Below are 20,197 nucleotides of genomic sequence, written 5' to 3'. Positions count from 1 at the left end.
TAGAAGAAAAAGATCTTTTGAAAACTTATGATTTAATGATCCACATCAGAACATTTTTATTTGTTTTCAAAAGTTCATCAATTTCTTTCATGCTTTCGTTTGATACAGCAGGACAGCCCCAGCCTTCAGGGGTTCCGTATGGGTAAACCTCATCTTTTGGAACGGCTTCCCATGAATGCAGTACAATAGCTCGTTTTCGGGCATTAGAATTACTTTTTTCTTTTCCTTGCAAAACATAATTGACTTTTATCCCCCACTGGCTTACACCGCGATCTAAAATAACGTATTTACCCAGTGACGAACAATGCGAATCAAATTCGTTACTTATTTTCGGCTTGTCTTTAGAATAGGTTCCTCCCCAGGGACTATCGCCGCACCCATGACTTACCATATAAGATTTTGAAATAGTATTCTCTTTAAAATCATACACAAAGAATCTCTTGTAACCAGAATGCAATCCTAAATCAATAAGAATAAATTTATCTGTATTTAAATTATTTTGCCGAACGTATCCTTTTGCTTCTGCATAATATTTACTGTAATCAATTTCAATTCTGGGTGTCTGTTCTGCAATTATTTCTGTTTTGTTTTCATTTTTAGAAACTAAAATCTCTTTATTATCTTTTTGGCAGCAAGAGAGAATCAAGGCCATACCAATTACAAAAATCATATTTTTCATGTTTACAATTTACCCAAAATCCAAAACGGAAATCTTACTTTAAAAGTATAAAAAAACCTGTTCAAAAATTGAACAGGTTTAAAAGTGAAATTTTGTCAAAGTTTAAAATTTCGACAAAGTTATCTAGAGATTTTACGAAGCAATTTCCATTCGCTTCAATAAGTTTTTACTTAAAGTATGTTCTGCATAGTCTTTATCGATTGATAAAATTTTATCATCAGAACTTGGTAATTCATACATCGCATCTGTTAAGATAGCTTCACAAAGCGAACGTAATCCACGGGCTCCTAATTTATATTCTAAAGCTTTATCTACAATAAAATCTAAAGCTTCATCTGTAATAGTAAATTCAACTTCATCCATTAAAAATAACTTCTGATATTGTTTTACTAATGCATTTTTTGGCTGTGTTAAAATCGCACGCAAGGTTTCTTTATCTAAAGGATCCATGTGCGTTAAAACTGGCAAACGGCCAATTATCTCAGGAATTAATCCAAAATCTTTAATGTCTTTTGGAATAATATACTGCAATAAATTGTCTTTATCGATATTGTCTGCATTTTTTGAAGTCGAATATCCAACTGCCTGACGGTTTAAACGTTTTGAAATAATACGTTCTACTCCATCAAAAGCACCACCTGCAATAAACAGGATATTTTGAGTATTTACTTCAACAAATTTCTGGTCTGGGTGTTTACGTCCTCCTTTTGGCGGTACGTTAACAACTGTTCCTTCTAATAATTTTAACAAAGCTTGCTGAACACCTTCTCCAGAAACGTCACGTGTTATAGACGGATTGTCGCTTTTGCGGGCGATTTTATCTATTTCGTCAATAAATACGATTCCTCTTTCTGCCTTGGTTACATCATAATCTGCAGCTTGTAAAAGTCGGGTTAAAATACTTTCAACATCTTCTCCTACGTAACCTGCTTCTGTAAGTACAGTTGCATCTACAATAGCCAAAGGAACATCTAACATTTTTGCAATAGTTTTTGCAACCAATGTTTTTCCTGTTCCGGTTTGTCCTACCATAATAATGTTACTTTTTTCAATCTCTACTTCGTCGTCTAATTGCTGCTGCATTAAACGTTTGTAGTGATTGTAAACAGCTACTGACATTACTTTTTTTGTCTGATCCTGACCAATAACGTATTGGTCTAGAAAAGCTCTAATTTCTTTTGGCTTTTTTAGAATTAAATCGCCTACAAGTTTTGCACTTCCGCTTGATTTTAATTCTTCTAAAACAATTCCGTGCGCCTGCTCAATACACTTATCACAAATATGTGCATTTATACCGGCAATTAATAAATTAGTTTCTGGCTTTTTTCTTCCACAAAACGAACATTCTAATACTACTTTTGCCATTCTATATTTAGTTACTAAGCTGCAAAGATACTAAGTTTCTAAGCTTTTTGATTTTAAAACTTTAAAACTTAACACCTTTACAGCTTAATATTTATTTTTTGTTTCAAATTTCAAGCTGCAGGTTCCAAGTAGCTTAGACAACTTGAAACCTGTAACGTGAAACATTTTAAGCTTTGATAAAATTATCCTCTTCTTAATACTTCGTCGATCATTCCGTATTCTTTTGCTTCATCAGCAATCATCCAGTAATCACGCTCACTGTCTTTATGAACTCTTTCGAAAGACTGACCTGAATGTTGTGAAATAATGTGATATAATTCATCTTTTAATTTCAACATTTCACGTAAGTTAATTTCCATATCTGTTGCTACACCTTGTGCACCTCCAGACGGCTGGTGGATCATAACTCTTGAATGTGGCAGAGCCGAACGTTTTCCTGCTGCACCTGCACACAATAAAACTGCTCCCATAGAAGCTGCCATTCCTGTACAAATTGTTGCAACGTCTGGTTTAATGTACTGCATTGTATCATAAATTCCAAGACCTGCATAAACGCTTCCTCCTGGAGAATTTAAATAGATTTGGATGTCTTTTGATGCATCGGCACTTTCTAAGAATAATAACTGCGCTTGTACAACATTTGCAATCTGGTCATCGATACCTGTTCCTAAAAAGATAATTCTATCCATCATTAATCTTGAGAAAACGTCTAGAATAGAAACATTTAATTGACGTTCTTCAATAATGTTTGGAGTTAAATTCGTCGGCGTCATAGCGCTGATGATTTTGTCATAATACATGGCATTTACTCCGTGGTGCTTTGTAGCAAAATTTTTAAATTCTTTACCGTAGTTCATATTTTTAGTTTAAAGTTGAAAAGTCTAAAGTCAAAGTGACTTAAACGAATTAAACAAAGTTCATACCTTTTTATAAAGGATGCCAATTTGTCTTCTTTTTATAATAGAAGTTTCGTATTTGAAATTTAAGAAATAATAATTCAAAAACAAGAAGTTTTAAAACAAAAAAAAGAGCGTCAAAAATATCTTTTGACGCTCAAATATAACCTTTTTTTATCTTTCAGTTTTTGTAATAAAATCTTAAATTTTGACTTTATAACTTTTGACTTTCAGACTTAAATTTATTCTCCGTAAGAAGCAGCAATAAATTCATCGTAAGTAACCTCTTTAGTTGTTGGGTTAGCTTTTTCTTTGAAGATATCTAACATCTTAGCCGCTACAACCTGCTCAGAAAGTCTTTTCACTTCGTCCTGGTTAGATAAAACTCTAGCCACGATTCCCTGAACTTCTTCATCTGATGGGTTAACTTGCCCAAATTGAGCCATTTGCTGTCTAATTGCGTTTGATGTAAATTCTTTTAAATCATCAAATGTAATTTGGATATTACTTTGAGCTAATGCTTTTCCTTCGATTAATTGGAAACGCAGCCCTTTTTCAGATCTTGCGTATTCAATTTCAGCTTCTTCTGCAGAAAGTTTTTTCTCTCCAACAGTTTGTAACCATTTTTTCAAGAATTCAGCTGGTAAATCAAATTTTGTGTTTTCGATTAAGAAATCCTGAACATCTAATAATAATTTTTGGTCAGCCTGCTGAGCAAATTGTGCTTCAGCATCTTCTTTAATTTTAGCTTTTAAATCTTCTAAAGAAGCAACATTTCCTTCACCAAAAAGTTTATCAAATAATTCCTGGTTTAATTCAGCCGGCTCAGAACCGTTGATGGCTTCGATAGTAAAGTTTACTTCAACATCTAAACCGTGAACACCTTCGTGACCAACTTTTAAGTAATCCATTAATTGGTGATCGTCATCAAATAAACCTTTTGTGCTTACTGTAACAACATCTCCAACTTTTTTACCTACGAATTGTTTTTGAGCTTTTTTACTGAAAGCACCAACTGAGATTGTAGTTGTATTATTGATTCCGTTTGCTTCACTAGAGAAAGTTCCAGTTAAATCTGAATCAGCTTCAGCTTTATCTTGTGGAATTGCTTTTCCAAATTGTTTTTGGATACGCTCAACTTGTCCGTCGATTAATTTATCGTCAGCAGTAACGATATATTTTACGATATTATTTTTAGCTTCAAGATCAATTTCGAAGTTTGGCACTAAACCAATTTCGTATTCGAAAGTTAATTCTTCAGCATCCCAGTTAAAGTTTTCGTTTACTTTAGCAAGAGGAGTTCCTAAAAGATTTAGTCTTTCAGATTGAATATAACGCTCTAAAGCCAAATCAACTACTTTTTTGATCTCTTCCTGCTTAATAGCTTTTCCGTATTGTTTTTCAACAAGATCTTTAGGCACAGCCCCTTTTCTAAATCCTTTTACTTGCGCTAAAGGCATTTTTTCGTTAATTCTTTTTGCTACTTGACCTTTATAATCCATATGAACAACGTTCATAACAATTGTCTCGTTAACAGCGTCTATTGCTACTCTTTTAATATCCATCTTCGTTCTTTAATTTACGTAATAAAATTGGGTTGCAAAATTATAAAATTTTTGCAACCCAACCAAGTTTTTAATCTATTGTATTTGAAGCAGTTTTAATGACTCTATTTGTTTTTTATTTATCGTCTCCCAGTATTTTATAAGTTATAGACTGCAGAACAGACAAAATAACACTGAAAATTAACGCCGTCCAAAACGAATCGACTGCAAAACCGCCCACAATATTAGTACACAACAAAATAATTACTGCATTGATAACTAATAAAAATAAGCCCAGTGTTACAAGTGTAACCGGCAGAGTTAAAAGAACTAAAATTGGTTTAATAAAAATATTCAGCAATCCTAAAACTACCGCAACAATTACTGCCGTACCAAAACTAGCAACATGAACTCCCGACAAAAGGTTAGACAATAATAAAACCAAGGCAGCAGTAACAAGGAGTCTAAGTAATAATTTCATAGTTTTTAATTTAAAAATTTTAATTAAAAATAATGATTTTATATTGTTCAACGACCGAAATCTTATTTTTTTTAACCGCAGATTAAAAATTATTACTCTTTCAAAAATGCTGTTGTCAATTCAAAAAACATCTTTGGATTTTCGGCATGAAGCCAATGTCCTGCATTTGGAATAGTTTCTAATTTAAAATTTGGGAACTGCATTTTAATAGCATCCAAATCTGAATCCTGAATATAGCCTGAATTTCCTCCTCTTATAAATAAGGTTGATTTATCAAATTTCAGGTTTTCTGCCAAAGGTTTTCCAATAGCATCGAGATTATTATTAAATGCTTCTAAATTGAACCTAAATGCTAACTGTCCAGGTTCTTTCCAATATAAATTTTTTAATAAAAACTGGCGTGTCCCAAGATCAGAAACATATTGAGATACGATTTCTTCGACATCATTTCGACTAGGTTTTACTGAAAAATCGACCGCATTTAAACCTGCCAAAATATCCTGATGATGCTGTTTATAGAATCTCGGACCAATATCTGCCACGATCAATTTGTCTACAATTTCAGAATGCAGCGCTGCAAAAAGCATAGCCACTTTTCCGCCCATCGAATGCCCCAGAATATCAATTCTGGTTAATTGGTTTGCCTGGCAATACTCAAAAACATCCTGAACCATGGCCTCATAACTCCATTCATCTGAATGAAAACTGCGTCCGTGGTTTCTTAAATCTAAAATATGAACCTGAAATCCGGCTTCTACATATTGTCCTGCCAAGGTTTTCCAGTTATCAGACATGCCGAGAAATCCGTGCATGATGATAAAAGGTTTTCCTTCACCTTCTATTTTTGAGTATAACATTTATTTTCTCTTTAAAAATTCTTCTACAAATGTAAAAAACTTATCTATTAAACACTTGTAGAATATATTCTCAAAATATTTTTAAGAAAAAGATTAACAGAAAAAAGTTTACTTTTTTACGGGTTTCCGTAAACTTTTGAAATTTTAAAAAACTATCTTGCGGCCCAAAAACAAGCCAATAATTTCATTTAATTAAACACAAATCATGATTAAAAAATTTCTTTTATTATCACTGGTTGCTTCGCAGCTTATGATTTCATGTTCTAGTGACGAAACTACACCAGAAACTGAACCAGAAGTAGTTGTTCCAGAAAAACCAGAACCAGAAAAAACCTTAGAAGAGCAGATTGCAGAACTTCTAAAAAAACCTTATTCTGAACTAACTCCTGATCAGCAAAAAACAAAATTAGAAGCAGAAGCTAATGAAATGCTTGTTCAATTAGACAAAACAAAGAAATTAAGTGCTCTTGAAACTATTGAAAATCTAACTAATCTGCTTAACGAAAGCCCTGTTGATATTTTTAATGGAAAAAGCAACAATGGTATCGAAGAAGCCTTAACGGTATCAGGTGCTTATGGTGTATACACTTGGAACAGTACTCAAAAAATCTGGGTAAAAACAGCTTCATCTACTGAATTAAAATTTGTTTTTCCTGCTAAAAAAGCACAAACTACCAACAACGCAATTTTTACTGTAAAAAGTACTTCTTCTGATATTAAGTATTTAACTATCGATACTTATGGAGAATGGGCATGGAATTCTGCTGCGGGTAACTATACACAAGTTAAACCAGATTTAAATGACTGGTTCTATTTACCAACATCTGGAGATGCAGTTTTAACTATCGATAATACACAAGCTGCTATTTTTACACTGACTGCAAAATATGCTGATGGCAAACAAGTTCCAACTGATCTTGCTTACAAAGTAACTCTAAATGATGGTTATACTTGGGAAATGAGTAGTACAAAAGCAGTACAAAACACTGCAAAATCAACTCTTACTTACAATGGTAAAAACCTAATTTCATTTACTGGCGGAAGTACTACTGAAGTTGACAAATTAATTGGCAATGATGAACTTGGCCAGTACAGAGGTAAAGCAAATGGTTTAGTTACATTATTGGATAATTTTGTTATCATAGCTGACATGAATCTTGCACAAGATGCTGCTGACCGTATAGCATTAGAAAAGAGTCTGCCTCATCCTGCTTATAGTTCTAACACACATGTTTCTGACATGAGTACTTACAACAAAAAGTTAGCAGAAGGCAAAGTTGCTCATTTCAATAAGAATATAAAATTAATCTTAGTTTCTAAAAAAGATGGGACTAAAATCGCCGATATTGTACAGCATGCAGAAAAAGAAGACAATAGCTATTATTCTGAAATCGACTATTACAATGCTGTGAATTATTTAAGATTCAATGATAAAACTGAAGTAGAAATGGGCGTTTATTTCTCAACAGGATTTGACACTTTCTATACTAAATTTAATGATTTTACTGCAAGTTTTCAAAAGTAATATATCTTTAAAATAAAAAACAAAGCCGATTTGAGTTATTCAGATCGGCTTATTTTTTAGCAGGTGTTTTTACAATTATAGCACTCTGCCCATATCCTGCCCAAATACCAATACCTCCTTTTATATTCGATTTCAAACTTGTGTTTGAAGGATAGATTGGGTTTTTGCTGTTTACGATTTCATTCTGCCAGCTGTTCCAGAAATCCAATGATTCTTTGGTTTGCGTTCGTAGTTTTACATGAATCACACTTCCATCATTAAAATAAGGTTTGAGCTGTGTTTCTGGAAATAATATTACTCCTCTGTTAATTTTTAATGCAACCGAAGGACTTTCAAAATTCTTATCATCCAGATTACCATAAAATGAAGGCACAAAAATAGGCTCCTCACCTTCAATTTTTGTTGCTATCTGATAGTAGTTTTTTTCATTAACAGGATCATCAAATTTTACAAAAATATATCCTGTAGTATCCGCAGGTTTTTCTTTTATATATGCAGCACTAATAAGAGGCACCGATTTTGGAATTGTGGTAACCGCTTCTACTACGCGGTTCAAATATTCAATTTTAATAGAATACTCTTTTCCAGCTTCGCCTTTTAATGTATTTCCAAAATAAACAAATGGCGGAATTCTGTTTTTATCATTTTTTACTCTTAAAACTTCTGAATTCTGACCGTCAGAAATTGTGATTTTTGCAGACCTGATAACGTGCTGCAAAACATTTGTGGTATCTACAACATCTGTAACCGGAATGCTGCTCGACAGTAAAACATTAGCAAAATCACCTTCTTCAATCCATCCTTCAACCACTATTTTAGATTCTTTGCTTTTTTGAACGCTTACATCATCATTAGAACAACTCAAGAGCAAAAAAGAAAAAAATAAAATGATATACTTTTTCATAATTTAAAATTTAAATCGCCAGCTTATTGAAGGCAAAATTCGATATAAAACCTTTTTATCCTGTGTAACTAATATTTCATTTTTATTATCAGTAGTTCTAACATTTAAAACCACATAAATAGGATTTGATATATTGAAAGCATTATAAATAGAAAAATTTAATGCGCTTTCTTTTTTTGCTGTTTTTATAAAATAATAATTGGCAGAGATGTCTGTTCTAATATAATCTGGCATTTGAGCATTATTATATCGTGAATATTCTTTCACCGGATTATTGTTTATAAAATACCAGGAAGTCGGCATTGTAAATCGATTTCCGGAACCAAATATCTGGGTTACCCCAAAATTCCACTTTGCGTTTAAATCATACATTCCCACTACAGAAAGACTATGCCTTCTGTCATACTTTGCAAAATATGTTTTTCCGTTATTTAATTCATCAAAATTTCGCTCAGACCAGCTTAAGGTATAACTAAGCCAGCCTGTAAATTTTCCGTTGCTTTTTTTTAGCATCATTTCAAATCCATACGCTTTCCCTTCCCCCACATACAAATCATTTTTTAAAGTTGTAGTTTCATTAAACTGCGTTATTCCATAAGGATATTCGAGCAGATTTTTCATCGAACGGTAAAATCCTCCAAAAGAAGAAGAAAAATTTCTGGTGATATTTTGGTTTGATCCAACTGAAAATTCATTTGAAGATTGTGGCTTAATACCATCCGAACTTGCAATCCAAAAATCAGTCGGAATACCTACACTTGAAGTTGTAATTAAACTCAAATATTGATACTGTCTGTTGTAAGAAGCATAAAACGAATATTTTTCGTTTGCATAATAATTCAACACCGCTCTCGGCTGAAAATGCAGATACGAGTTTGCTCCAGAAGTATAATAATTAATTCGAAGACCTAAATCTGCGGTTACATTTTCAAACAATTTGGGTTTTGCGTTTGCAAAAATTGCTGCTTCATTGGCATTAATCTCCCTTTGCGAATTATTATCAATCGTTGTCAGGTTTTCTACATTTACTTTTTGAGGCTGTAAATTGTGATAAACATATTGTAATCCTGATTCAAATGGGATATTATGAATCGAAAATCGAACTGCATTTGCAAACCCAAAATCCTTTACATAGGAAGAAACTCCAAAATGGATCGCTGCCTGTTGCATATCTAAATCATTAGAATAATGACTAAAATATATAGAATTGGACATGCTTACTTTAGGAGAAAATGTCGTCGTTAAAGATGGCGATACTGTAAAGTTATTCCATTTTAAATTGGTTTGAAGTGCCAGATCTCCATCTTTAACTTTCAATTTATCTCCACTATAAAAGGCATCAAATGAAAATAAATTCTTTGTAGAAATTTGAGATAAAAAAGTAAAGTTTGCATCAGAAAAACCATATTTCATATCCTGAACATCGTTTTCTGAATCTGATTTTAATAACGGCCCCACAACTTCATCAATATACGTTTTTCTGCCAGAAATATAGAAACCGTTTTTATCGTTAATCGGACCTGATAATGTTAATTGCGAAGCCAAAATTCCGGCATTTCCCTGAATTGAGAACTCAGAAGGTATTTTTTTATTGGTATTTAAAAGTGTTGTAGAACTCAAACGTCCGCCGTATTTTGCATTTGAGCTTGATTTATCAAATTCTATATCTTTAATATGATCTGTATTGTAGAAAGGAAATATTCCCAGTAAATGCGACATCCCATAAATTGGCGTTTCATTATACAAGATCGCGTTGTGCCCGGGATCGCCTCCCCTAACATATAAATAACCATTTGCATCGCCTGAATTTTGCACTCCGGGGGTCAACTGTAAAAGTTTTATAACATCTGTTGTTCCTAAAAGCGTCGGAACGGAGTTTAAGTCTTTTAGATTAAAAGAAAGTTTTCCGCCTGATAAGGTTTTAATTCCGTTTTTCTTATCATTTGAAATAATTACTTCTTTTAACTGAGCAATATCTTTTTCTAAAATAATAGAAAACATGGTGTCCTTTTGAACACGGCAGTAAATTGCTTTTGAAGTAAAATCTAAATGATTAATCGTTAAAACCATATTCCCCGCAGGAATATTTTCAAAAAAGTTACCTAAAGTGTCGGTAACTGTATGTTTTTGTTTTTGATTTATTTCAAATAAAACATGGACACCAGCGAGAGTCTGATTGTCAGAAGATTTTACATTTCCTGTAATCTTTATATTTGACTGCGCAAAAATGTTTGAAAAACAGAATAAAAAAAAGAGAATAACAGATTTTGACACGTAAATTTTAATAAGAAAAGTGCGAAAGTAAACAATTATAACCCAAATACATCAGGTTATAATTGTTTAGTTTTAATCTTATTTCAATTTATTCAAATACATATTAACCACATTATCCAAACCTAGGTAAAGTGCCTCAGAAATCAGTGCGTGTCCAATAGAAACTTCTAATAATCCCGGAATGTTCTGCTTAAAGAACTGAATATTATCTAAACTTAAATCGTGTCCGGCATTAATTCCTAAACCTAATTCGTTTGCCAATTCTGCTGCTTTTACATACGGGTCTATTCCGTTTTTATTTCCCAAATCGTATTGATGTGCAAAAGCTTCGGTATATAATTCAATTCTGTCTGTACCTGTTTTCTTTGCACCTTCGATCATTTCGAAAACAGGATCAACAAAAATCGATGTTCTGATTCCGTTTCTTTGAAATTCCTGAATTACTTCTTTTAAATACTCTTGGTTTTTAATAGTATCCCAGCCGGCAGAAGATGTTATAGCACCAATTGCATCCGGAACAAGAGTAACCTGATCCGGTTTACATTCTAAAACCAAATCAATAAAATTATGCTGCGGATTTCCTTCAATATTATATTCTGTAGTAACAATTGCTTTTAAATCGCGTGCATCCTGATAACGTATATGTCGCTCATCCGGACGCGGGTGAATCGTAATTCCCTGCCCTCCAAAACGCTGAATATCTGCAGCGACCTTTAATAAATCTGGAACATTTCCGCCTCGAGCATTTCTCAGCGTTGCAATTTTATTGATATTAACACTTAACTTTGTCATATAAATAGATAATTAATTCAAGTAACACTATATTTGTTACGACAAAAATACAAAGTAAAACGCAGCAGTTTTTGGTATTTTTTGATTATTTTGCATCAAATATCTTCAATTGATTTATGACAGAAATTACAAACTATATCACAAACGATTTCAGAGCGATTGATAGTCAGGAAACGATAGCCTCGGTTCAGGATTTTTTTATTGATGTAAATTTTTCTCATTTTCCGGTTTTAGAAGATGGGATTTTTATTGGAAGCATCTCTTCTGACGATGTCGAAACTTTTGACACAGATAAAAAAGCAATTGACTATAAATATACTTTAGAACGTTTTTTTGCCAGAAAATCGATGATCTGGCTTGATGTTCTGGAAGTTTTCGCTAAAAACCACACTAACATACTTCCTATTCTAGATGAAAATAATAACTATATAGGTTATTATGAGATAGAGGATATTATGAAATTTTTTCAGGAAACTCCATTTTTAAAAGAACAAGGCGGCATTATTATTGTTCAAAAGGGACTTTTAGATTATTCTATGAGTGAGGTAACGCAGATCGTAGAAAGCAATAATGGTAAAATTCTGGGCTGTTTTATTTCTGAAGCTGATGTAGAAAATGTTCAGATCACGATAAAAATAGGCTTAGGCGCTATAAATGAAATTATTCAAACTTATAGACGATATGGTTATGAAATTATTTCTGAACATCAGGAAGACAACTATATTAACAGCTTAAAAGAACGCTCTGATTATTTAGACAAGTACCTTAATATTTAAATTAGAAAATTTGTCAATGAGAAAATTATTTCACATAATGAAATTATCAAATTGACACATTTTCTCATTATCTAATTAGAAAGAATGAAAATAGCCATTTACGGACAATATTACCAAAACAGTACAGAACCTATTATAAAAGACATTTTCGCGTTTTTCAATTCCAATAATGTGGAAATGGTAATCGAAGAAAATTTCCTTAATATGCTCTACGAAAAGCAGCTTGTAAAAAAGGATTACAAAACTTTTCCTTCAAACTCTGCTTTAGACAACAGTTTTGAAATGCTTATAAGTATTGGCGGCGACGGAACTATTTTAAGAGCCGCAGCTTTTGTTCGTAATTCAGGTGTTCCGTTGTTAGGAATAAATGCCGGCCGATTGGGTTTTCTTGCAAAGGTTCAAAAGGAAAACATAGATATTTTACTGCAGTATGTTATTAACCAAAATTATACAACTTCAGAGAGAACTTTATTGGGCTTAACATGCGAACCTTTTAATGAGGCTTTTAAAGAGCTTAATTTTGCCATGAACGAAGTTACGGTGAGCAGAAAAGACACAACTTCGATGATAACGGTAGAAACTTATTTAAACAATGAATATCTAAACTCGTATTGGGCAGATGGTTTAATTATTTCTACACCTACAGGTTCAACAGGATATTCATTAAGCTGCGGCGGACCTATCTTGACACCAGATGTAAAAAGTTTAGTAATTACGCCAATTGCACCACATAATTTAACCGCCAGACCACTTGTAATTCCAGACGATACCGAAATTACACTTCGCGTAACAGGCCGCGAAGACCAATATTTAGTTTCTCTGGATTCAAGAATTTCTTCAGTAAAAAACGAATCTGTTCTTAAAATCAAAAAAACCGATTATAAAATCAAAATGGTTGAAATACCAGGCGAAACTTTCTTAAAAACATTAAGAAACAAATTGCTCTGGGGAGAAGACAAGAGAAATTAAACTCTTTTCTTGTTCCAACTATACGATATTACTATATTTTCTCGTTCTGCATGTAGTGAATCATCATTAAATGTCTCAAAATCATATCGTAAATTGAAAAAAAAGCACATTTAACTAAAGGAACGTTGATTCGTATCGATAATTATTATATTTGCACGCAATTCTGAATTAAATGAAGAAAATTTTTAATTTATTGTTATGTTTTTTCCCTTTTATAACACTGCAGGCTCAAATAAACGAGCTTGGAGTTTTTATTGGCGGAAGCAACTTTGTTGGTGACGTAGGAAGTACAACTTACATTAACCCTGATAAGCCGGCTATTGGTATTTTATATAAATGGAATAGAAGCCCAAGACATTCTTATCGTTTTTCTTATACACAATCTACGATTGCAGCAAACGACTTTGACTCTGATGAAACAGGCAGAAACAAAAGAGGTTATCGTTTTAAGAACAATGTAAAAGAATTTTCAGCTGGTTTAGAATTCAATTTTTTCGATTTTAATCTGCACGATTACCATACAAAAGTTACTCCTTATATATATTCGGGTTTAAGCTTTTTTCTATATGACGGGTTGTATCGATATTCATCAAACCCTAATAACATACAAAGTGTTAACTCAAACTCATTTGCCATACCTATGATTTTGGGTATAAAATCAAATGTAACACCGCATTTTGTTATAGGAGCCGAAGTTGGGGCTAGATATACTTTTACAGATAATATCGATGGAAGTAATCCTAATACCAGCAACGCAAACATTCTAAAATTTGGAAATTTAAATAATAATGACTGGTATGTCTTTTCGGGTATTACTCTAACATATACCTTTGGACAAAAACCTTGCTACTGCGCAGAATAATAAAATGAATTTACTAGACTCAATAGATCAATCAAACTTACCAAAGCATCTGGCCATTATTATGGACGGAAACGGACGCTGGGCCAAACAACAAGGCTTTTTAAGAGCTTTTGGTCATGAAAACGGCACAAAATCTGTAAAAAAAACAATCACAACCTGCGCCAAACTTGGTATCGAGTATTTAACGCTATACGCTTTTTCTACAGAAAACTGGAATCGTCCAAAATTGGAAGTTGAAGCATTAATGAAAATATTGATTAACTCTTTAAAAAAAGAGCTTGTTACACTGCAGGAAAACAATATTAGACTTAATGCAATTGGAAATCTTGATAAATTGCCAAAAACTGCACAAAAGGAACTTTTAGATGTTATCGACAAAACGAAAAACAATACAAGACTAACCCTGACTCTTGCTTTAAGTTACGGATCCAGAGAGGAATTGGTAAACGCTGTTAGAGCAATAAGCGATAAAGTTAAAAATAATATAATTTCAATAGACACTATTGACGATTCAATTATAAATGAGCATCTTTACACGCAAAATTTACCTGACGTAGATTTATTAATACGAACAAGTGGAGAACATAGAATAAGTAATTTCCTGCTGTGGCAGATTGCCTACGCTGAATTGTATTTTACTAATGTCTTGTGGCCAGACTTTAAAGATCAAGATTTATATGAGGCTATTATTAGTTATCAAAAAAGAGAACGTAGATTTGGAAAAACCAGTGAACAAATTAAATAATTTTTTAGTGTTACAAAAAAGAATACCACAAATAATCTGTACCCTTTTATTATTGGGTAGTTTTTCACAAATAAAAGCTCAAGATAGAGTTCCTTTTGATCAAGGGAAAAAATATACTCTGGCTAAAGTATCTGTAGTTGGTAAAATAAGCTTCAATGAACAAACTGTAGTAACGTTTTCGGGACTGCAAAAAGGTCAGGAAATCACCGTGCCTGGTGAAGAAATCACAAGTGCAATTAAAAAATTAGGTAAACTTGGTCTTTTTGACGAGATTGCCTTTTACATTAATAAAGTAGAAAACGATAGTATTTATTTAGACTTAAATATTGTCGAACTTCCTAAATTAAACGAAGTTAAAATAACTGGTGTTAAGAAAAGTAAAGTCGAAGGATTAATTAAAGACAACAATTTAACCAAAAATAAAATTGTCAACGAAAACTTAATTACGACAACAAAAAACTACATCGAAAACAAGTATAAAAAAGATGGTTTTTACAACACAAAAGTTGTTATTACAACCACTCCTGACACTACCGCAGGAAATCAGGTAAACATGCTTGTAAGGGTTGACAAAGGGGATAAAGTAAAAATCAGCAGTATTGACTTTACAGGAAACAAACAGCTTTCAGACAGCAAACTTAGAGCTGCAATGAAAGATACAAAGCAAAAAAATGTACTGCGCGTTTTTAAAGCTTCAAAATTCATTCCTGAAAAATACAAAACCGATTTAGAAAAGGTTATCGCTTCTTATAAAGAAAAAGGATACCGTGATGCCCGCATTATTTATGATTCTGTTATTTACAACAAAAAGAAAAATATGCTTGCGATCAAAATTGATGTTGAAGAAGGAAACAAATACTACTTTGGTAACATTAAATTCTTAGGTAACACTGTATATTCTGACCAGCAGTTAAACCGCTATTTAGGTATCAAAAAAGGTGAAACTTACAATGGTGTTTTATTAGAAAAAAGAATTGCTGATAATACAAAACCAGATGGTGAAGACATCACAAACTTATATCAAAACAATGGTTATTTATTCTCTAAAATCAATGCTGTAGAGGTAAAAACAGTAAACGACACAATTGATTTTGAGATTAGAATTACCGAAGGTCCAATTGCATATTTCAACAAGATATATGTCACAGGAAATGATAAAACAAATGACCACGTAATTTATCGTGAGTTAAGAACTAAACCAGGAAACAAATACAGTAAAGAAGAATTAGTAAGAACAATTCGTGAAATTGGTCAGTTAGGATTCTTCGATCCTGAGTCTATCAAACCAGAATTTAGAAACGTTGACCCGGCTGCCGGAACTGTTGATATCGAATATCAATTAGTAGAAAAAGGATCAAGCCAGGTTGAGCTTCAAGGAGGTTACGGCGGTGGTGGTTTCATTGGAACCTTAGGTTTATCATTCAACAACTTCTCTGCTAGAAAATTATTTGACAAAGATGCTTACAAACCGCTTCCAATGGGAGATGGTCAAAAAGTAGCACTTCGTTTACAAGGAAGTACATATTTCCAAACTTATAGTTTATCATTCTCTGAACCTTGGTTTGGAGGTAAAAAACCAGTACAATTCAGTTCATCTATCTCTTATAGTAAACAGTTTAATTACAATTATTCATCAAGAGATGTAAACAGAAATCAAAGTTTTAATATTTTTACAGTACAAGTTGGTTTAGCGAAACGTCTTACAGTTCCTGATGATTATTTTGTACTTTCGCAGTCTGTAAGTTACCAGCATTATGATTTAAATAATTACTATACAGGATTATTTACATTTGGTAACGGAGCGTCGAGAAACTTAGCATATACTATTGGACTTTCAAGAAGTAATAAAGGGGTTAACCCAATATTCCCAACGTATGGTTCAGAATTTAGTATTTCTGCAAAAGTAACACCTCCATACTCTCTGTTTAACAATATAAACTATGGAGATTTACAAAACCAAAAAGAATATAAAACACAATATACAGGAACAACAACCACAACCGGTATTGACGGACAGGCAATAAACCCTGGTGACTATACTAAAACTGAAACAGTAAATGGCCAGTCAGGAACTGTAAGTGTTGGATCTGATTATAAAAGTGCAGATACAGATGTTGGAAAAGTCGATCAAAAGAAATACAACTGGTTAGAATATTATAAAGTTAAATTTAAAGCTGACTGGTATACGAAAATATATGGTAAGTTAGTTTTAAGAACCTTAACTGAATTTGGTTTCTTAGGAGCTTATGATCAGTCAAGAGGAGTTGTACCATTTGAGCGTTTCTATTTAGGAGGAGACGGTATGGCAAACTACTCAATGGATGGTAGAGAAACGATACAGTTAAGAGGTTATCCTAATAACTCATTAACACCAATTATTGAAGACAGAAATAGTTCTAGATACGGACAGCAGATTGGAGCAACAATTTATAACAAATTCTCTATGGAATTACGTTATCCAATTACATTAAAATCATCTGCATCTATTTATGCATTGACGTTTTTAGAGGCAGGTTCATCATATCCAACGTTCAAGGATTACAATCCGTTTGACTTGAATCGTTCTGCTGGTGCCGGTTTACGTGTATTCATGCCTGCATTTGGATTATTGGGTATTGATTTTGGTTATGGATTTGATGCTCTTCCAGGATCTACTACTAATAAAGCAAATGGCTGGGAAACACACTTTATCATAGGACAACAATTTTAGAAATTATACGTTTGGTTAAAAATCGACAAATAAAGTAATGTTATGAGAAAACAATTTTTATTTATATTTTTAGCCTTGATTGTAGCTAATACAAGTCAGGCACAAGGCAAGACAACTAGAATTGGCTACATTGATATGGAGTATATTCTGGAAAATGTTTCTGATTATAAAGAAGCAAAATCGCAATTGGAGCTAAAAGCCCAAAAGTGGAAACAAGAAATAGAAGCCAAAAAATTAAATATAAATTCTCTTAAAGAAGGTCTTAAAACTGAAAAAGCTTTATTGACGAAAGAATTAATCGAAGAAAGAGAAACTGAAATTAAATTTCAGGAAAATGAAATGCTGGATTATCAGCAAAAGCAATTTGGAGCCGACGGGAATTTAATGAGACAGAAAGCCGCTTTAGCAAAGCCGATTCAAGATCAGGTTTTCACCGCTGTTCAGGATATTGCAGAGGCTAAGAATTATGATTTTATTTTTGATAAATCATCAGATTTGACAATGCTTTTCAGTAATAAAAGATTCGACATCAGCGATCAGGTGATTCGTATTTTAAATAGAACTGATAAAAGAGAGCAATTGAATAAAAAACAATTGAAAGAACAAGAAGCAAAAGAAAATCGTGAAAATGAAATTGATGAAAATCCGGCAATGGCTGATCGTCAAAAAGCATTAGATGAAAGAAGAGCCGCAAGAGAAAAGCTTATTGAAGACAGAAGATTAGAGCAGGAAGCGAAGAAAAAAGAATACGACGACAGACGTAAAGCGATGCAGGCCGAAAGAGATGCGAAAAAAAATGGCACGGTTTCTGAAACTGCAAAAACAACGGAAGCGGCAAAAACAACCGAGGCTGTAAAAACAGATGCGACTGCAAAACCTGCATCGACAACTGAAACAACTACAACTCCGGCAGAAACTGCAGCAAGTAAAGCAGAAGAAAGACAAAAGCTTTATGAGCAGCGCAAAAAAGAATTAGAAGAAAGAAGGAAAAAAATACTCGAAGAACGAGAAGCGGCTAAAAAAGCAAAAGAAGCCGAAACACAAAAAACAAATACGACCAATAATTAATTAATATTTTAAAAATGATGAAACAAATCAAAACTTTACTAATTGCTGCAATACTAGTTTTAGGAGCAAGTAACACAATGAACGCACAGGCTAAGGTTGCCCATGTTGATGTTAGCGAGATTATGTCGAAAATGCCTGCGATGCTTGATGCTCAAAATCAACTGCAAAAATTAAGTGGGACATATGATGCTGAATACAAAAAAATGGTTGACGAATACCAAACTAAAATCAAAAAGTACGAAGCAGAAGCTGCTACAGTAACTGAAGCTGTAAACGGAGATCGTTCTAAAGAAGTTCAAGATATGCAAAAAAGAATTGTTGATTACAGAGACAATGCACAAAAAGAACTACAACAAAAAGAAACTGATATCGTAAAACCATTAATGGAAAAAGTAAGAGCTTCTATCCAAAAAATTGGAAAAGCTAAAGGTTTCCAATACGTATTAGATGGTTCTACTCTTTTATTAGCTGATGGTCCAAACATCACTGCTGATGTGAAAAAAGATTTAGGATTCTAAGAAAAACGATTCTGATAAAATTAAAAACGGCTCAAACTTTTTAAGTTTGAGCCGTTTTATTTTAAGGTATTTCTCTGTAAAGTGATAAGGTATAAGGTTTATTAAATTCAAAAAAAAGGAGCCTGAAATCAGGCCCCTTTTCTTCAATACACAAAATGTATTAATTTTTTGGCGGACATTTAGTTCCTGAAGGAAAACATTCCCAAATAGGTTTTCTGTTTTCTTCAAATCCCACGATACAAGCGATACCGTAGCACTCTGGAGCATTTCCTCCATTAATTTTTTTAAGCTCTTCTTTAGTCAGCTTTTCAGATGACAAATTTTCAATAATTTTCATAGTGTTATTGTTTTTTGGGTGAAGTATAAATATAGTATTTTATTTACAATAAAATATCTTTTTATTTAAAAAAAACCAAATTGCAGAGAAAGTAAAAAATACTAATTTTGTAATATGACAAACAATAATCCTATAGGCGTTTTTGACTCTGGAATTGGAGGAACCTCCATTTGGAGTGCTATTCACGATTTACTTCCAAACGAAAAAACAATATATTTAGCAGACAGCAAAAATGCTCCATATGGTCAAAAAACCAAAGAAGAAATTGTTGCACTAAGCAAAAAAAATGTAGAATTTTTATTAGAAAACAATTGTAAGCTCATTGTTGTAGCCTGTAATACTGCCACAACAAACGCCATTAGAGAACTGCGCAATGATTATGACATTCCGTTTATTGGAATTGAGCCTGCTATAAAACCCGCAGCTACTAATTCGAGAACACAGGTTATTGGAATCCTGGCCACAAAAGGAACTCTTAACAGCGAGCTTTTTAATAAAACTGCCGAAATGTTTCAGCATACCACAATTATTGAGCAGGTGGGTTATGGATTAGTCCAGTTAATTGAAGATGGGAATTTAAATTCACCAGAAATGACTCAATTACTTGAATCTTATTTACAACCAATGATTGACGCTAATATCGACTATCTTGTTTTAGGATGCAGTCATTACCCTTATCTGATTCCGCAGATAAAAAAGATTCTTCCGGATCACATTCAGATTATAGATTCTGGAGAAGCAGTAGCAAGACAGACTCAAAATGTATTACGCGAAAAAGCTGGATTTACTGATGGTAAAAACAACAGCGATCCTGTGTTTTATGTAAATTCAAATCCAGCAGTATTAAAATCAATTTTAGAAAACAAATATCCTGTAATAGAAAAAGATTTTTAAG

Annotated in this window: 19 protein-coding genes; 9 read left to right on the top strand and 10 right to left on the bottom strand. The window is 32.9% G+C overall.

Annotation, left to right across the window (positions count from 1 at the left end; genetic code table 11):
• Positions 1-25 precede the first annotated feature (25 nt).
• From PQ462_RS03525 to PQ462_RS03500, 6 genes are all read right to left on the bottom strand, one after another.
• A complete protein-coding gene (locus PQ462_RS03525; protein WP_274252374.1) occupies positions 26-679 on the bottom strand; it encodes a murein L,D-transpeptidase catalytic domain-containing protein in 654 nt (217 codons plus the stop codon).
• Positions 680-811: 132 nt separating this feature from the next.
• The gene (clpX, locus tag PQ462_RS03520) at positions 812-2,044 is read right to left on the bottom strand and encodes an ATP-dependent Clp protease ATP-binding subunit ClpX (RefSeq protein ID WP_012023779.1); all 1,233 of its coding nucleotides are present in this window, start codon (positions 2,042-2,044) and stop codon (positions 812-814) included.
• 182 nt (positions 2,045-2,226) lie between these two features.
• Entirely contained in the window at positions 2,227-2,901 is a 675-nt protein-coding gene (clpP, locus tag PQ462_RS03515; RefSeq protein WP_012023778.1) for an ATP-dependent Clp endopeptidase proteolytic subunit ClpP, read from the bottom strand.
• Between the two features lie 281 nt (positions 2,902-3,182).
• On the bottom strand, positions 3,183-4,505 hold the full coding sequence (locus PQ462_RS03510; RefSeq protein WP_274252373.1) for a trigger factor: 1,323 nt from the start codon (positions 4,503-4,505) through the stop codon (positions 3,183-3,185).
• 115 nt (positions 4,506-4,620) lie between these two features.
• Positions 4,621-4,965, bottom strand: a complete 345-nt coding sequence (locus PQ462_RS03505; protein WP_121362271.1) for a phage holin family protein — start codon at positions 4,963-4,965, stop codon at positions 4,621-4,623.
• Between the two features lie 92 nt (positions 4,966-5,057).
• A complete protein-coding gene (locus PQ462_RS03500) occupies positions 5,058-5,822 on the bottom strand; it encodes an alpha/beta fold hydrolase (protein ID WP_274252372.1) in 765 nt (254 codons plus the stop codon).
• Positions 5,823-6,027: 205 nt separating this feature from the next.
• Between PQ462_RS03500 and PQ462_RS03495 the strand changes: the two genes are divergently transcribed.
• On the top strand, positions 6,028-7,347 hold the full coding sequence (locus PQ462_RS03495; RefSeq protein ID WP_274252371.1) for a hypothetical protein: 1,320 nt from the start codon (positions 6,028-6,030) through the stop codon (positions 7,345-7,347).
• A 49-nt stretch (positions 7,348-7,396) separates the two neighbouring features.
• Here the strand turns inward: PQ462_RS03495 and PQ462_RS03490 are convergent, their stop codons facing one another.
• The 3 genes from PQ462_RS03490 to PQ462_RS03480 form a co-directional block, all read right to left on the bottom strand.
• Positions 7,397-8,251, bottom strand: coding sequence for a DUF4249 domain-containing protein (locus PQ462_RS03490; protein ID WP_274252370.1), 855 nt, complete (start codon positions 8,249-8,251; stop codon positions 7,397-7,399).
• A 3-nt stretch (positions 8,252-8,254) separates the two neighbouring features.
• A complete protein-coding gene (locus PQ462_RS03485; RefSeq protein ID WP_274252369.1) occupies positions 8,255-10,525 on the bottom strand; it encodes a TonB-dependent receptor in 2,271 nt (756 codons plus the stop codon).
• A gap of 78 nt (positions 10,526-10,603) precedes the next feature.
• On the bottom strand, positions 10,604-11,317 hold the full coding sequence (locus tag PQ462_RS03480; RefSeq protein ID WP_274252368.1) for a pyridoxine 5'-phosphate synthase: 714 nt from the start codon (positions 11,315-11,317) through the stop codon (positions 10,604-10,606).
• A 116-nt stretch (positions 11,318-11,433) separates the two neighbouring features.
• On the opposite strand from PQ462_RS03480, the gene PQ462_RS03475 reads away from it, so the two are divergent.
• The 7 genes from PQ462_RS03475 (at position 11,434) to PQ462_RS03445 (ending at position 18,965) form a co-directional block, all read left to right on the top strand.
• A complete protein-coding gene (locus PQ462_RS03475; protein ID WP_012023770.1) occupies positions 11,434-12,093 on the top strand; it encodes a CBS domain-containing protein in 660 nt (219 codons plus the stop codon).
• A gap of 84 nt (positions 12,094-12,177) precedes the next feature.
• Entirely contained in the window at positions 12,178-13,062 is an 885-nt protein-coding gene (locus tag PQ462_RS03470) for an NAD kinase (RefSeq protein WP_274252367.1), read from the top strand.
• Between the two features lie 172 nt (positions 13,063-13,234).
• On the top strand, positions 13,235-13,924 hold the full coding sequence (gene porG / locus PQ462_RS03465) for a type IX secretion system protein PorG (protein ID WP_012023768.1): 690 nt from the start codon (positions 13,235-13,237) through the stop codon (positions 13,922-13,924).
• Positions 13,925-13,928: 4 nt separating this feature from the next.
• Complete coding sequence (locus tag PQ462_RS03460) at positions 13,929-14,669, top strand: isoprenyl transferase (protein ID WP_012023767.1); 741 nt, start codon at positions 13,929-13,931, stop codon at positions 14,667-14,669.
• A complete protein-coding gene (locus PQ462_RS03455) occupies positions 14,602-17,379 on the top strand; it encodes a BamA/OMP85 family outer membrane protein (RefSeq protein WP_044047595.1) in 2,778 nt (925 codons plus the stop codon). The genes PQ462_RS03460 and PQ462_RS03455 overlap by 68 nt, the downstream gene beginning before the upstream one ends.
• A 42-nt stretch (positions 17,380-17,421) precedes the next feature.
• Complete coding sequence (locus tag PQ462_RS03450) at positions 17,422-18,447, top strand: OmpH family outer membrane protein (protein WP_012023765.1); 1,026 nt, start codon at positions 17,422-17,424, stop codon at positions 18,445-18,447.
• A 14-nt stretch (positions 18,448-18,461) separates the two neighbouring features.
• Positions 18,462-18,965, top strand: a complete 504-nt coding sequence (locus PQ462_RS03445; RefSeq protein WP_012023764.1) for an OmpH family outer membrane protein — start codon at positions 18,462-18,464, stop codon at positions 18,963-18,965.
• Between the two features lie 160 nt (positions 18,966-19,125).
• On the opposite strand, the gene PQ462_RS03440 is transcribed toward PQ462_RS03445, so the two are convergent.
• On the bottom strand, positions 19,126-19,302 hold the full coding sequence (locus PQ462_RS03440; RefSeq protein ID WP_274252366.1) for a class IIb bacteriocin, lactobin A/cerein 7B family: 177 nt from the start codon (positions 19,300-19,302) through the stop codon (positions 19,126-19,128).
• Between the two features lie 114 nt (positions 19,303-19,416).
• On the opposite strand from PQ462_RS03440, the gene murI reads away from it, so the two are divergent.
• Positions 19,417-20,196: a glutamate racemase gene (gene murI / locus PQ462_RS03435; protein WP_012023763.1), complete on the top strand. Its 780-nt coding sequence runs from the start codon at positions 19,417-19,419 to the stop codon at positions 20,194-20,196.
• Position 20,197: the final 1 nt, after the last annotated feature.

The sequence above is a fragment of the Flavobacterium sp. KACC 22758 genome (assembly GCF_028736135.1).
GTDB lineage: Bacteria > Bacteroidota > Bacteroidia > Flavobacteriales > Flavobacteriaceae > Flavobacterium > Flavobacterium johnsoniae.
Note: the sequence above shows the minus strand (reverse complement) of the source record. Positions and strands in the feature narration are given on the sequence as shown.

Bases quoted from the DNA above. Each gene is read 5' to 3' on its own strand.
- PQ462_RS03440 (WP_274252366.1), bottom strand. From the start codon at position 19,302: ATGAAAATTATTGAAAATTTGTCATCTGAAAAGCTGACTAAAGAAGAG.
- murI (WP_012023763.1), top strand. From the start codon at position 19,417: ATGACAAACAATAATCCTATAGGCGTTTTTGACTCTGGAATTGGAGGA.
- PQ462_RS03525 (WP_274252374.1), bottom strand. From the start codon at position 679: ATGAAAAATATGATTTTTGTAATTGGTATGGCCTTGATTCTCTCTTGC.
- clpX (WP_012023779.1), bottom strand. From the start codon at position 2,044: ATGGCAAAAGTAGTATTAGAATGTTCGTTTTGTGGAAGAAAAAAGCCA.
- PQ462_RS03455 (WP_044047595.1), top strand. From the start codon at position 14,602: ATGAGGCTATTATTAGTTATCAAAAAAGAGAACGTAGATTTGGAAAAA.
- PQ462_RS03490 (WP_274252370.1), bottom strand. From the start codon at position 8,251: ATGAAAAAGTATATCATTTTATTTTTTTCTTTTTTGCTCTTGAGTTGT.
- PQ462_RS03450 (WP_012023765.1), top strand. From the start codon at position 17,422: ATGAGAAAACAATTTTTATTTATATTTTTAGCCTTGATTGTAGCTAAT.
- porG (WP_012023768.1), top strand. From the start codon at position 13,235: ATGAAGAAAATTTTTAATTTATTGTTATGTTTTTTCCCTTTTATAACA.
- PQ462_RS03460 (WP_012023767.1), top strand. From the start codon at position 13,929: ATGAATTTACTAGACTCAATAGATCAATCAAACTTACCAAAGCATCTG.
- PQ462_RS03510 (WP_274252373.1), bottom strand. From the start codon at position 4,505: ATGGATATTAAAAGAGTAGCAATAGACGCTGTTAACGAGACAATTGTT.
- PQ462_RS03480 (WP_274252368.1), bottom strand. From the start codon at position 11,317: ATGACAAAGTTAAGTGTTAATATCAATAAAATTGCAACGCTGAGAAAT.
- PQ462_RS03475 (WP_012023770.1), top strand. From the start codon at position 11,434: ATGACAGAAATTACAAACTATATCACAAACGATTTCAGAGCGATTGAT.
- PQ462_RS03500 (WP_274252372.1), bottom strand. From the start codon at position 5,822: ATGTTATACTCAAAAATAGAAGGTGAAGGAAAACCTTTTATCATCATG.
- PQ462_RS03495 (WP_274252371.1), top strand. From the start codon at position 6,028: ATGATTAAAAAATTTCTTTTATTATCACTGGTTGCTTCGCAGCTTATG.
- PQ462_RS03505 (WP_121362271.1), bottom strand. From the start codon at position 4,965: ATGAAATTATTACTTAGACTCCTTGTTACTGCTGCCTTGGTTTTATTA.
- clpP (WP_012023778.1), bottom strand. From the start codon at position 2,901: ATGAACTACGGTAAAGAATTTAAAAATTTTGCTACAAAGCACCACGGA.
- PQ462_RS03470 (WP_274252367.1), top strand. From the start codon at position 12,178: ATGAAAATAGCCATTTACGGACAATATTACCAAAACAGTACAGAACCT.
- PQ462_RS03445 (WP_012023764.1), top strand. From the start codon at position 18,462: ATGATGAAACAAATCAAAACTTTACTAATTGCTGCAATACTAGTTTTA.